General features: G+C 69.8%; 16 protein-coding genes. 5 read left to right on the top strand and 11 right to left on the bottom strand.

The annotated features are described in order from the left end of the window. The first annotated feature begins 243 nt into the window (after positions 1 to 243). Positions 244 to 627, top strand: coding sequence for a hypothetical protein (locus QC385_RS15410; RefSeq protein WP_279541865.1), 384 nt, complete (start codon positions 244 to 246; stop codon positions 625 to 627). A gap of 58 nt (positions 628 to 685) precedes the next feature. Here the strand turns inward: QC385_RS15410 and QC385_RS15405 are convergent, their stop codons facing one another. The 7 genes from QC385_RS15405 to QC385_RS15375 form a co-directional block, all read right to left on the bottom strand. Continuing rightward, positions 686 to 2,107: a hypothetical protein gene (locus tag QC385_RS15405; RefSeq protein ID WP_279541864.1), complete on the bottom strand. Its 1,422-nt coding sequence runs from the start codon at positions 2,105 to 2,107 to the stop codon at positions 686 to 688. 305 nt (positions 2,108 to 2,412) lie between these two features. Further along, a complete protein-coding gene (locus QC385_RS15400) occupies positions 2,413 to 2,616 on the bottom strand; it encodes a cold-shock protein (RefSeq protein WP_279541863.1) in 204 nt (67 codons plus the stop codon). Positions 2,617 to 3,147: 531 nt separating this feature from the next. Continuing rightward, positions 3,148 to 3,414 (bottom strand): DUF4235 domain-containing protein, encoded by a 267-nt coding sequence (locus QC385_RS15395; RefSeq protein WP_279541862.1) that lies wholly within the window; start codon positions 3,412 to 3,414, stop codon positions 3,148 to 3,150. 4 nt (positions 3,415 to 3,418) lie between these two features. Then, positions 3,419 to 3,868: a DUF3618 domain-containing protein gene (locus tag QC385_RS15390; protein WP_279541861.1), complete on the bottom strand. Its 450-nt coding sequence runs from the start codon at positions 3,866 to 3,868 to the stop codon at positions 3,419 to 3,421. Next, positions 3,865 to 4,287, bottom strand: a complete 423-nt coding sequence (locus QC385_RS15385) for a phage holin family protein (protein WP_279542075.1) — start codon at positions 4,285 to 4,287, stop codon at positions 3,865 to 3,867. Before QC385_RS15385 ends, QC385_RS15390 begins: the two co-directional genes overlap by 4 nt. Positions 4,288 to 4,839: 552 nt before the next feature. After that, positions 4,840 to 5,022: a hypothetical protein gene (locus tag QC385_RS15380; RefSeq protein WP_279541860.1), complete on the bottom strand. Its 183-nt coding sequence runs from the start codon at positions 5,020 to 5,022 to the stop codon at positions 4,840 to 4,842. Positions 5,023 to 5,205: 183 nt separating this feature from the next. Next, complete coding sequence (locus tag QC385_RS15375) at positions 5,206 to 6,009, bottom strand: PRC and DUF2382 domain-containing protein (RefSeq protein WP_279541859.1); 804 nt, start codon at positions 6,007 to 6,009, stop codon at positions 5,206 to 5,208. Positions 6,010 to 6,288: 279 nt separating this feature from the next. Between QC385_RS15375 and QC385_RS15370 the strand changes: the two genes are divergently transcribed. Then, the gene (locus QC385_RS15370) at positions 6,289 to 6,690 is read left to right on the top strand and encodes a gas vesicle structural protein GvpA (RefSeq protein ID WP_279541858.1); all 402 of its coding nucleotides are present in this window, start codon (positions 6,289 to 6,291) and stop codon (positions 6,688 to 6,690) included. A gap of 3 nt (positions 6,691 to 6,693) precedes the next feature. Next, positions 6,694 to 7,485 carry a GvpL/GvpF family gas vesicle protein gene (locus QC385_RS15365; protein WP_279541857.1) on the top strand — a complete coding sequence of 264 codons (792 nt, stop codon included), beginning with the start codon at positions 6,694 to 6,696 and terminating at the stop codon, positions 7,483 to 7,485. 189 nt (positions 7,486 to 7,674) lie between these two features. Here QC385_RS15365 and QC385_RS15360 read toward each other — a convergent pair whose 3' ends face one another. Continuing rightward, positions 7,675 to 8,715, bottom strand: a complete 1,041-nt coding sequence (locus QC385_RS15360) for a hypothetical protein (RefSeq protein ID WP_279541856.1) — start codon at positions 8,713 to 8,715, stop codon at positions 7,675 to 7,677. A gap of 544 nt (positions 8,716 to 9,259) precedes the next feature. On the opposite strand from QC385_RS15360, the gene QC385_RS15355 reads away from it, so the two are divergent. Next, positions 9,260 to 9,415 carry a DUF6131 family protein gene (locus QC385_RS15355; RefSeq protein WP_099054574.1) on the top strand — a complete coding sequence of 52 codons (156 nt, stop codon included), beginning with the start codon at positions 9,260 to 9,262 and terminating at the stop codon, positions 9,413 to 9,415. A 165-nt stretch (positions 9,416 to 9,580) separates the two neighbouring features. Here the strand turns inward: QC385_RS15355 and QC385_RS15350 are convergent, their stop codons facing one another. Both QC385_RS15350 and QC385_RS15345 read right to left on the bottom strand, forming a co-directional pair. Further along, positions 9,581 to 10,129 (bottom strand): phosphatase PAP2 family protein, encoded by a 549-nt coding sequence (locus QC385_RS15350; RefSeq protein WP_279541855.1) that lies wholly within the window; start codon positions 10,127 to 10,129, stop codon positions 9,581 to 9,583. A gap of 156 nt (positions 10,130 to 10,285) precedes the next feature. Then, positions 10,286 to 10,678, bottom strand: coding sequence for a DUF2267 domain-containing protein (locus QC385_RS15345; RefSeq protein ID WP_279541854.1), 393 nt, complete (start codon positions 10,676 to 10,678; stop codon positions 10,286 to 10,288). Positions 10,679 to 10,708: 30 nt separating this feature from the next. Here QC385_RS15345 and QC385_RS15340 point away from each other — a divergent pair, with 30 nt between their 5' ends. Next, positions 10,709 to 11,077, top strand: a complete 369-nt coding sequence (locus tag QC385_RS15340; RefSeq protein WP_279541853.1) for an Hsp20/alpha crystallin family protein — start codon at positions 10,709 to 10,711, stop codon at positions 11,075 to 11,077. Here the strand turns inward: QC385_RS15340 and QC385_RS15335 are convergent. After that, entirely contained in the window at positions 11,043 to 12,092 is a 1,050-nt protein-coding gene (locus QC385_RS15335) for a hypothetical protein (RefSeq protein ID WP_279541852.1), read from the bottom strand. The genes QC385_RS15340 and QC385_RS15335 overlap by 35 nt on opposite strands. Positions 12,093 to 12,331: the final 239 nt, after the last annotated feature.

Genomic DNA, 12,331 nt, shown 5'->3' with positions numbered 1-12,331 from the left:
GCACGACAGCGGCCCGTCGGCCGCGGACCTTCAGCCGCCCGACCCCACGCGGTGGGGCGTGGACACGGCGCCGGACATGCGGACCGCGTCGGCGCTGATCGGCGCGTGTATGGACCGGTGCGCGCCGTGCCAGCAGTCCCTGGCGGGCAAGCTCCTCGACCTGGGAGCGGCTGGTGTCCGTGCACGCCTACTGCCAGTTCACCGACCGCATGTGATCAGCACCTTCCAAGGAGAACCAGAGCGATGACCGAGAACATCGAACAGGACGCGGAGGGCGCGGCGCGCTCCCTCGTCGAACTCGTTCGTGCCCTGCAGGAGCGCGGCATTGAGTACCCGCTGGAGGCGTACCGCGTCTACAGCTATCTCACCCGCTGTGCCGGGGAGATGAGGACTGCTATCGAATTGATCGAGGCCTCCGTGCAGCGCCTGGAGGACAAGGACCTGCTGAGGAGCGACTATCGGCGCGAGCCTCTCGACGACGTCCTGCAGCGCTTCACGGAGGCCTCCGGCAACGCGAAGGATCTCGCGGGTGCGCTCCACGGCAGGCTGAGCACGGCCCACTCCGCCATCGGGCACGTTGCGTACAAGGAGGAGCCCGCGGAGCAGGAGTCGGCGACGGGGAGCTGAGTCCGCCGACATGGTTGACCAGGGCGTGGCGCCTACGGCGTCACGCCCGGCCAGCCGGTCAGCGGCCGGCGCGCATGGAGACGACGAGGTCCTTGTCCGCGTTGCGGGTGATGAACAGTCCGGAACCATCCGGAGTGGTCAGGTAGGGGAGCTCGGTGCCGACGCTGAGGACCTTCGGATCTCCGGTGACGGTCCGGAGGTTGAGCTGGGCCGGGACAGGTTCGGTGTCGCTGCCGATCGAGTCATCGCGGACTGCGCCGTAGGCGGTGCCGTCGTCGCGGATGGAGGCCAGGACGATGGTCTTGCGGTTCCCGTCTCCCTGGAGGCAGATGCCCCGCTTGGTCTTCAGGTCGAACGCGAGCGGCCCGGCGGCCAGGTAGCGTCCGTCGGGTGAGGTGATGACGGGGAAGTCGCGGCTGGAGCTGGTCTCGTCGGGGATGTCGTAGTCGCAGACGACTTGGGCGGTGAGGGTGCCGGCGCGCAGGTCGTGCACGGACCACACCGCGTTGTCGTCGCGGCCGTACTTTCCGCCGGTGTTCCAGCCGGCCAGCACGTGGTCCCTTGCGGCTGCGTAGACGGTGCCGTTCCACGAGTCGAGGATGCCGGTGGTGGCGTTCACCTGCTTGGGCCGGATGGAGTCGCTGAACCACCGGCCGGGGATGCCGAAGCCTCCGCCGCCCATGCCGACCAGCGGACCGTCGGGGGTGGCGGCCATGACGCGGCTGCTGTTGCACGCGGCCGCCTGCTCGCACTGCGGCAGGAGCTTGTTGGCGTCCTCGTAGGCAGTCGTCTTGCCCGTGTCGACATCCACCGAGGCCGACGAGCGCGGGAACGCACCGTCCTCTCCCCAGGCCACGAGCAGCCTGCCGCCCGATGCCTGCACGCGGATCTCGCCGGGGTCAGCGGAGACGGGGACGTCGATCTCGCGGACCGGCTTGACCGAGGTCCCGGAAGCGTCGGCGGGGTAGAGGGCCAGGCGTACCACCTCGACGCCCTCGTGGAGATCATCCTTGTCGCGCATGCCGTGGGCGTAGGCGACGACATAAGCGTGGCCGTCCTGCTCGAAGCCCATCACATCGGGGATCTCGGCGGCTTCGCCCGCGGCGTCGTTGCCCTCGGCGCCTTCGACGGGTGTGGGCGGGTTCCATGGCGCGGACCTCCAGGCGACCTTGCCGCTGCTGCCCGACCGTGCGGTGACGGTGTAGCCGTTGGAGGCCACCTGCATCACCGCGACCGTCTGTGTGCCCGGAACGGTCGTCACCGGCAGGGTCGTCACCGACTGCGGAACCCACGACAGCTTCTCATCCCACCCGTTTGCCGCGTCATAGGCCGCCGGCACGCTCAGCTTGGCCAGCGGCTCAGAGCGATCAAGCGAGCCCGGACCGCCGTTCTTGGACGAGCCGGAGTCCGACGCGGAGCCCGAACAGCCAGTCAACACCGTCAGCACCAGTGCTCCGGCCACCGCCGTACGCGCTCGCATGATCCGCCGCCCCCTCGTGATTGCCATGATCCGGTCAGGCCGGAACCCTAACAACGGGCCGCGAGCGCTCCGGCCCTCCAACCTCGCATATCAGCCAGATCGCCGGTGCGTTGTTGCTGTGACGCGTGCACGCCGGTCCGGTCGCCCCACGACCGGGCCTCGTGTGGGCGCGGCCCCGCCTCGCCCGGCGGGCTGCCTTCGTACGGATGACCGGCCCCTATTCACGTGTCCCTCGAGCGCGTTGGGACCGGCCAGATCACGAGGCGGGCCGGTGATGAGGCGGCCCGCGGCCCCGGCGGCCCTCATCAGGCCGGAGTGACGTTCTCGGCCTGCGGGCCCTTGGTGCCCTGGGTGACGTCGAAGCGGACCTTCTGGCCCTCGCTGAGCTCGCGGTAGCCGCCGCCCGCGATGGCCGAGTAGTGGACGAACACGTCCGGTCCACCGCCGTCCTGCTCGATGAAGCCGAAGCCCTTTTCCGCGTTGAACCACTTCACCGTGCCGGTGGCCATGGTCTTTCTCCTTCGCCTGAGTACTGGCGGAATCGGCAGCCGTGTGCTGCCACACCGTCCGCATCGATCATCGGCCATTCCGGCGCGGTGAAGCAGAAACGCGGGGCGGTGCCCGTGCACCAATGATCGCTCGCAGCGCAGGATCGCATTCGGCAGGCCGCGGCTCGAATCGGTTGGTCAGTCGGGTCGGTTGGGGTGAGCTTGGAGTTGCTGCCAGCAGCGCTGGACGTGTTCTTCGGCGTCCTGCACGGCTGACCTTGCCGCCTCGTCCGGGGCGAGGGACGAGGCTTTGCCGGGTTGGGGTGGGTGCGGCGCCACGGGGAACGGGCGGCGCTGGCGCCACGACGGTTCCGTGACGGGTGACAGGCGGCCCACCGGGCGGCCAGGATGACGCCGATGGCGGCCGCGGCGGCAAGGGCGGGCATCGCGTGCGAAGCGGACACGGCGGTGGGACCTTTCGTGCGGGGAAGACCTGCAAGCAGGGGGTGCCGGTATCCATGTCACACCGGCACCCCCGCTTCTCATCTCACGTCAGCCGGGCCAGGTGCCGGCCAGGCGGCGTGTACCGGCGGCGCCGGCACGGTCGACGGCGGCCTTGACCCCGGCGAAGATCGCGCCCTGCAGGGTGGCGGCGAGCAGCACCTCTGTCCAGGCGCGGTCCTCGTCGGTGGCGTCGGGGGCGTCCTCGTCGTGGCCGAGCATCTTCCACGCCTGCTTGAACAGGCCACCGGCAAGCATGCCGCTGACGGCTCCCAGGGCGAGACCAACCGGCTTGTAGGCGATCTTCGAGGCTTTCATCCGCTTACCCCTTCGTACGGCGGCATGCCAGCCACACCAGGACGGCCACACCGGCTGCCGTCAGCAGCAGGGTGCGGTTGTCCCGCGCCGCCTGTGCTCCCTGGGCTGCCTTCTGCCGCACCGGGTCGGGCGCCTTCTCCTGGAGCAGGTGGGTGGCCTGGGCGGCCTTGGCCCGGGCCTGCCCAGCGGCGGATGTGGCCTTGTCCTTCACCGGTTCGGGGATCTTCTCCTGCACCTGGGCTGCGGTATGGGCGGCCTTGGCCTTCAGTTCCCCAGCCTTGGCGGCGGCCTGCTGCTTGACCTCGGCGGCCTTCTCCTGGGCGCGGGCCTTGACGTCCGTCTTGGCCGCCAGCGCCTCGACCGTCTGCCCGAGCTCCTCGCGGGTTTCCTCGACTTGCTCGCGCAGTTCCTCGGGGCTGGATGCGGTGGGCTCGTCGTGGGGCGGCTGGGTCATCGCTGTGCACTCTCCTTGATCTCGGCCACGTCGGCCTTCACGCTCTCGACCGTCTGCTCGGGCGTGGGCGGCGCGGCCTGCTCGACCTGCTTCTTTCCACTCATGGCCATCACCGCGGCGATCACACCCAGCACCGCGGTCACGATCAGCGCCGCGGCCCACACCGGCAGCGGCACCGCCAGGGCAGCGATCGCGGTGGCGACCAGCGCCTGCAGCATCAGGAAGCCGACCACCCCGGCGCCGCCGAAGAATCCACCGCCTTTGCCGTAGCGCTTGCCCTTCTCCTTCATCTCTGCCTGCGCCAGCTTCATCTCGCCGCGCACCAGCTCCGTCAGCTGCTGCGACGCCCGCTGCACCAGCTCGCTCACAGGCTCGTCACTGCCGTGCGTACTACTGCGGCCGGCAGGGGGTGGCTGCATGGTCGACACGACGAATCACCTCCCGTCCGTCTTCGGTCCACTACGACGGGTTGCGGCGCAGCCCGTCTCCTTGGTGAGCACGCGAGTACCCCGAACAAGCAAGATCAGGACTGCTCGGCGCGGTGTTCGAGCAAGGGGTTGGATCGCGGCTCGCGGGTTACCCGCACGGTGCGGCCTCTGGCGTCGCGGCGGCGGCTTGGCCGAGTTGTTCACGTGTCCTGGTAGTGGGGCTGCCGGGTACGCAGCGCTGGCCCGCTCGTGCAGGTTCCGAGCGGGCCAGCGCGTGTAGGCGACGCAGGCGCGGCTACCTGTTCCGGTCTTCCTGGATGCCTTCGGTGTCGATCTGTTTGCCACGGATCGCACCGTTGGACAGAGGCGCCCCGACCCTGGGCATGGCGAGCCCCCTCGCGGCTTGCCCGGCGGCACGCCGATCTGTCGTCGTGGCGTGTGCGGTGGGCTGCTGGGTTCAGCTGCCGGCGGGCGTCACGCCGAACATCAGGGTGTGGCGTGGGACGTCGTACTGGACCGTCTGGTTGTGCTCCAGCAGATCCTTCAGCACGTCGGCGTCGTCGGGTCGACCGTGAGGACTTCTTCCCCAGCGCCTTCGTCCAGGACCAGCTGGAGAGTGAAGGTGCCGCGTTGGCCGGGTTCTCCGGCCACCCAGCTGAACTGGTAGTGGTTGACCTGGCGCACTTTGATGGCGGCGTCTGTCAGGGGCTGCTCGACCTGGGTCATGAGGGCCGACTCCCTTCTGTTCGTGTGCTGATCGCCCACTGCGTCCTGCGTCCTGGCCGCCTTGAAGTCCGCCGTCTGAGGGCAGCGTCTCGAAGCCCCGGGGCCGGGTCTCCGGCGGCTGTTGACCTGCCGTGCCCCCTCTTCAAGTCCGCCGGGCGGCAGCGCGCGGCCACGCAGGCTCGGCTACCTGTCGCGCCGGTCTTCGTCGACGCCTTCGGTGGCGATCTCTTCCTTGCGGACCTGGCCGCGCACCGTCTCCTCGTCCGTCTGCTCCTCCGTCGTCATGCGCACCCGCTCCACCGGCACCGTCTCGGTCTCCGTAACGGGGCGTTCCTCGTGCAGGGTGACCTCGTGCTCGGCCTCGCTGATGTCGGGCCCGGACAGGGCGGCATCGCGGTTCTCGTCCGTGATCGGTTCGCGCTCGACGCGGACCTCCTCCCGGCGCACCGGCACGGTCTGCTGCACTTCCTCGGTGACGACGTACTTGCGCAGCCGCGCCCGGCCCGCCTCGCGGCGCTCGGTGCCGACGTGCATGCGCTCCTCCGAGCGCGTCATGGCGTCATCGCCGCTGGCGCCGGTGTCCGTGGAGGGCGTGTCGGTCGTCTCGCTGGTGTCGGTGTGGGCCCAGCCGCCCGTGCCGGGCTGGTTGGCCTGCTGCCAGGCCGCGTCCCAGTCGATGCCGTAGTGCTCGTACAGGCGGTGCTCTTCGTCTTCGGAGAGGTGGCCGCCTGCGTCGACGTCGACGTTGGGTGCGTCCTTGACCGTGTCTTTGGGGTAGGGGACCTCCAGGTGGTCTTCCACGATGGAGGCGTCGTGGATGGGTACGAAGGACTCGCTGGTGCCGAACAGTCCGGTCTTGACGCTGATCCACTCGGGCTGGCCGGTGGCGTCGTCGAGGAAGACGTGCTTGGCATCGCCGATCTTGTTGCCGTCCGTGTCGTAGACCGGGTGGTCGAGCACAGTCGGGATCTGCTCTTGGGCAATCACTATTTGCTCACCCTCTTTGCTGTCGCGTTCAGCTCACCCCGTCCGGCTCACCACCACATTGGGTGTGAAACCGGCACAAGCATGTTGAATCGGGAAGCGACAAGCGCGTTCCGGAGGCTGCTGTCACACCCGGGCCGGAACCGGTGGCGTCCATCTCGCCGAGCTCGTACACGCGTTTGGTGGCAGGTGGTGGGGCTACTCGCACCTGCAAGCCTGCGTCGCAGCGAGGAACAGCGCCGACGGGACCGCGCAGAGACAGACGACAAGGGGTTGGTCGCGATGACCGTCGCGACACAGCAGGGCGGCGGGGGCGGTTCCAGCGGCCTCTACGACGTTCTGGAACTCATTCTCGACCGCGGGCTGGTGATCGACGCCTACGTGAGGGTCTCCCTGATCGGTATCGAGCTACTCACGATCGACATACGGATCGTGGTCGCCAGCGTCGACACCTACCTTCGCTTCGCCGAGGCGTGCAACCGCCTCGACCTGGAAGCGGGGCCGCGCAAGCCGGCCGGGCTTGCCGAGCTCACGGGGCAAGCGACTGAGTCCGGCGGGCGCGGCAAGACCAAGGGAGCCCTGTCCGGCGCCGCCGAGACGATCTCCGACGCCTTCCAGCAGGCACGTGACGACGGCCGGGAACCTCAGGCCGAGCGGCCCGCCGCGCGCGGCAGAGGGGAATGAGAGATGAGCACCTACGTCTACGGGATCATCCGCGCCTCACACCCCTCCCTCCGCGAGGACCTGGACGGCATAGGCGACCCCCCGCGGCCGGTACACGTGCTGCGCCAGGGCGAGCTGGCCGCGCTCGTCAGCGACGCCCCCGACCAGCTGCGGCCCAAGCGCCGTGATCTCCTCGCCCACCAGCAGGTACTGGCCGAAGCCGGAGCAGGCGGAGTCGTACTGCCCATGCGGTTCGGCAGCGCCGCTCCGGACAACGACACGGTGACGGCAGTGCTCGCCGAGCGTGCGGAGCACTTCCTCGAGCGGCTGCGGACCCTGGACGGCACAGCCGAGTACAACATCAAGGCCAACCACAACGAAGAGGCCGTGCTCCGCCTGATCATGGCGGACCACGACGACATCCGGTCCCTGGCACAAGCCAACCGCGAGGCCGGCGGCGGCACCCAGGAGCAGAAGATCCGGCTCGGGGAGATGATCGCCGCCGCCGTCCAGGCCCGAGAGACAACCGACGCGCAGCTGCTCCGGCAGGCGCTGGAACCGAGGACCAAGGCAGTCAGCGCCGGGCCGCAGAGCACCGGCTGGCTGGCCAACCTCTCCTTCCTGGTAGACCGCGATTCAGCGGAGCAATTCCTGGCCGCGGTCGACGAACTCCGCCAGGAACACCCGCATCTCGAGCTGCGTGTCAACGGCCCGCTGCCGCCCTACAGCTTCGTCGACACCCCCGCATCCGAGCAGGCCGAAGGCGGCACCGCGGAAGCGTTCGGAGCCGCAGCAACCCAGCCGACGAACAGGTAAGGGGACACCTCCCAGGACTCGGGTCGATGGCGGCTACCGTCAGCACCTCGTCGAGCACGCCGCCACTGTCGCATCGGCAGGGAGATCGTCCAACGCACTGCCGCGACAGGCTGAGCATGCCGCACTGCTGCATGCCCCGGCGGCCTTCTGGGAGGGGTTCGGCGCACGGGGACCGTCAACGCCGGCCAGTCATGCGACGCTGCGTGCCTTGGCGATGGCGATGAGTGTGCCGCGCTGACGGTGGCGCCTTTCATAGTCCAGCACCTGCCGAGCTTCGGCGGGGGCGGCAGTCTGCAGCCGGGCGGTTATCTGGTCGGGGATCATGGCGTCGTACCCGGGCCACGGTTCGCTGCCGCGTAGCCGCTCGATGGCGTTCAGGATTTCTGGCCGGCTGGCGTGGGCCCGCTCGTAGCCGTCGAGCGCGGACAGCTGCGCCTGGGAGAGCCTGGGCAGGCGCTGGACGATGTCGGCGACGCGGAAGTGCTCGTATCCGAGGATCGGTGGCTCCTCTTCCCTGGTGACCGCCTCGTCGTCCTCTTCGGGCATTCGGCGGAGCGCGTCTGTGGCTGTGTGCGTAGCCTCCCGGGCACCGCCCTCGGCGGCTTTTCGGACCCGTTTGACGGCAGAGTGCACGGTGCTTGTGGTGGCATCGGGCGGGCCGCCGTCACCGGATTGAGTGCCGTGGCCGCTGCCGGCGACCGCCGTGGCCCGGGCCTGCTGAGCGAGGCGGTCCTCGAGCGTGGCGAGCAGTTCCTCGTCCTGGCGGCGCAACGTGGCGAGCAGGTCGGCGGCGACCTGGTCATGCGCCTGCTCGGCAATGCTCTCCCCGGCCCGGCAGGCCGCCAGCGCCCGGGCGGTGATCGAGTATTCGTTCTCGGTGTGTCTCACCACCTGGAGCGGACTGGGCCCCTTGCGACGATGCAGTATGGCGGTTGTGATCGCCGCACCGATCTCGAGCAACAGCCCGGCCATCCGGACGGTTGCCCGTGCGGTGAGGCGGACCCGGTCGGCGGTGTCCCGCAGCGGGCGGCCGGGGCGAAGTTCACGCATGTGTCCGTCGATGCGGGCGACACAGTCGTACGTGCTGTCTATATGGCGTTCCAGAACCTCCCGTCGAGGGCCCGTGGCGTGGACGGCGATGTCGGCCCGGAAACGGTCGATGATCGCACTGTGAGCATCACGAGCGTCCTCAAGCGCCGGGACAAGCGCATCTGTCGTCACCGCTGTCATGGCGTGCCCTACCTTCCGGCATGGGTTCGAACTGGGCAGATCGGTGGATCCAGCAGGGTCCGGGTATGGGTGTGGCGAGACCGTTTCAGGACCGACGAAGGTTCGCCGCTCAACAGCCTGCTGCCTGAGGCGGAACCGCAAACAGGTCGAGTACCCCCGCACCCCTGGCTGATTGCCGGAAGCCGCTGCCCTGCCGAGCCGGTGCGTGAGCACAGTGCCGGACGGCCGTACGTAGGGACGCCCCTCCATGTCGAGGGCCGCCGTGGCTGAATGAGCGGGCGTCGGCTGCGCTGAGCTGAGGCACCAGCCGGGGACGGCGGGCCTGTGCCAGTCGTGAGTACCGGCCCGAATGTGCCGAGCGCAGGGCACCAGCCGCCCGTGATCACGAAGCTCGAGGACCCGGTCAGGCGGGAACGTGCTCAGGACGGCGAACAGTTCATCGGAGACTTCGTTTGCTGCGTAGTGGGCATCAGACGTCGGTACTTTCCTAACCGGGCGCCGCGGTCCACAGTGAAAGCAGCACTACTTCGCACCGGAGGCGGTCATGCTCCTCCTCGGCATCATCCTGCTGGTGGTCGGGTTCGTCACCGGCATATCGATCCTGTGGACGATCGGGATCATCCTCGCGGTCATCGGCGCGGTCCTGTGGATCATGGGCTCCATGGGACACGCGGTCGCCGGCCGCCGGCACTACTGGTGACGCTGCCTCAGCGGGCAGGACGACACCCGCGTGCATGCTGACGCACGAGCCTGCGTCTGGCCGTGTGCCGGATCGCCGCGCCCAGCAGCCGCGAGGCAAGGCCACCGACCGGGCATTACCCGCAGGCCGCACGGTGTGCACCGGGAGTGCCCCGGCGGCGAACCGCTAGAGCCAGTGGCGCAGGATCAGGTGCGGGGCGCGGCGGGTGAGCCAGGCGCTGGCCAGGCCAATGGCGGCGCCGGCGGCGACGTCGCTGGGGTAGTGGGCGCCGCTTTGCACGCGTTCGACGGCCACCATGGCGGCCGGCACCGAGCACAGGGCACCGGCCAGTGGCCACGCCGGGACAACAGTGGCGGTGAAGGCGACCGCGGCGGCGGTGTGCCCGGAGGGGAAGGAGGAGGAGTCGGGACGGTCCTCGGCCTCGTCGTGCGGAAACCACTCCCTGGGGGGCCGGGGACGGTCGGCCAGCTGCTTGCACACCCCGTTGGCCACCAGCTGTGCCACGGCCACAGCGGTCAGGCCTGCGGCGGCGGCCTTGCGGCCGCGCCAGCCGCCCATCCAGGCCATCACCGCGGCCGCGCCGCACCAGAGCTTGGTTCCCTCCGCCGTCTCCTCTACCGCTGACAGCGTCCGGTGAAGGCCGGGTGCGGCACTGGCAGCGAGCCGTTTGGTCAGACTCCGGTCTGTCTCACGGACCCCTGCCAGCAAGTTCATAGCCTGCGGGTGCCCCAGAGATCACCGGCCATGCCCGGCGCCAACGCCGACGCGGCGCTGCTGCGCGGTCAGGCTTATTCAGGTGCTTTGCCCCCGATGGCCGCGCGGTCGGGCCGTGCAGGCCCCGGGGCACCAGGCGGCCACAGCAGAAGAAGGTCAGTCGGACAGGTCCGCCCTGCCGAACATGGCCGCGTAGCCGGACGGGAGCTGGCTGAGGATCTGGTTCAGCTCCCCGCCGGAGACGGCATCGGCCAGCGTGGACAGCACCGCGCTGGCGTCCCACTCCGCCGTCCGGGGACGTGCACCGACGCGCTCAGCGACGCGCCGCAAGAACTCCTCCACCCCGTAACTTTCCGACGGCCGGTCCCTGTCGCCCGTCAGCGGCCCGCGGAGCGGTTCGGGCAGCTGTGAGGCCAGATCCGCCGCCTCGCCCGGCGTGATCCGCTGGGATAGGACGTCAAGGACGGCGGTGGTGATCCTCTCGGCCTCCTCCTGGTTGTTGTACTCGCCCCGCTCGCGCACCTGTGCCAGAAACTCGTCGTGCCTCATCGCTCTCCTACGCCTCTTGATCTTTCCTGAGTGCCCACCCCACAGGTCGAGTGTGGGGAAACGCTGCCGCAGGACACCGACGAAGAGCACGTCACCGCCGAACTCGCCGACGGCGTGCTCACCGTCACCGTCCCCAAGGCGGAGAAGGCCAAGCCCGGCACATCCAGATCACCAGCTGACCCCGCGCCGTCTGCAGCCCGCCCATCGGGACGGGCTCGCCTTGTCGGGTACGCACCGGGAGCACAGCAGTACCTGGCCGCCATCGACCTCTTCCAGCAGCGGCCGGGCCGGGACCAGAGTGCCTTGCCGATGTCGTGGTGCCCGGCCGACTCCAGTTTTCGAAGTCTTGTCGCAGCGGCTCGTGTCAGCCGGACATGCGGGCATCGGCGGCGGAGATAATCTCCTGGCTTTGCCGGTGGCGCTGTTCGTACTCCCGCACCTGACGAGCCTCCTCCGGGGAAGCGTCCTGCAGCCGCGCGGTGACCTCGCCCGGTTCCATGGAGTCGTAGCCGGCCCACGGCTCGGCCTCGCGCAGCCGCTCAATGGCCTCGAGGACGCCCTTGCGGCGGCCGTGGGCGCGTTCATAGCCCTCGACCACCGTCAGATCCGCCTGGGACAGCGCCCGCAGCCGCTGCCGGATCCCATCGGTGCTGAGCTGACTGAACCCATGAATCGGCAGGTCCTCCTCCCGCTGGACCGCCCCCACGACCTCCTCAGCGACGGAGCCGGGCTCGGACGTCTCGCGTACCGCACCCTCGGCTGCGCCCTTGGCCCGTCGGCCGGCACGCCGGGCGGCTTCACGCGCGCGGTCGGCTGCGGTCCGCATTGTCTGGACGGTGGCCTCGCCAACATCCCCACCGTTGCCGCCGGAACCGTTGACGGACGCCACCGCCCGGCGGGCCTGCTCGGCGAGGCCATCCTGCAGAGCCTGCATCAGTTCTTCGTCCTGGCGGCGCAGCGAGCCGAACAGTTCGGCGGTGGCCTGGTCGTCCACCTGCTCGGCGACGACCTCCCCGGCCCGGCAGGCTGCCAGCGCCCGCGCCGCGGCCGCGTACTCGTCCTCGGTGTTCCTGAGCACCTGCCGGGGGTCTGCCGGGCCGCCGCCGGGCAATATCCCCCTGACGGCTCTCGACCCGACCGTCACCGGCAGCATCGCCGTGCGCACCGCGCCCCGTGAGACCCACCGCGTCACACCGGCCGCCGTGCCGAGCACCCCTCTGGGCTGCAGGTGGCGCACCTGATTCTGGATGCGCTGAAGACTGCCCTGGACCTGGGCGGCCTGCTGCTCGAGCATCCGTCGGTGTGGTCCCGGCGGCGTGACCGTCGCATCCGCCCGGAACCGGTCCAGGACCCCAGCATGCGCCTGGCGCGCATCCTCCAGCGCCGAGACGAGTTCCTCCGCCGTCACTGCCATGCAGGCTCCCTGGTGAAGGTCGGGGGCGGCAGTCCGCCGCGCACGAAGACGGCTGCCCTGATCGAACCTCCGTGGCCGGGCAACCGGCACCATCCTGCGGGACCCGCACCAAGATCGCCCGACGGGGCCCGAGCGGAGATGCCGGGAATCGCCGGGCCGCCGGGATGCGCCGACGATGCAGCACTGATCTGTCCGGGTGAACGCCGGGCCGCCGTACAGCGCGCCGGACATCCCCGGTC

Origin of the sequence: Streptomyces sp. DH10, assembly GCF_029813805.1 — a bacterium.
Classification (GTDB): domain Bacteria; phylum Actinomycetota; class Actinomycetes; order Streptomycetales; family Streptomycetaceae; genus Streptomyces; species Streptomyces coeruleofuscus.
The sequence above is the reverse complement of the archived record's forward strand: the minus strand, read 5'-3'. Positions and strand labels throughout refer to the sequence as shown.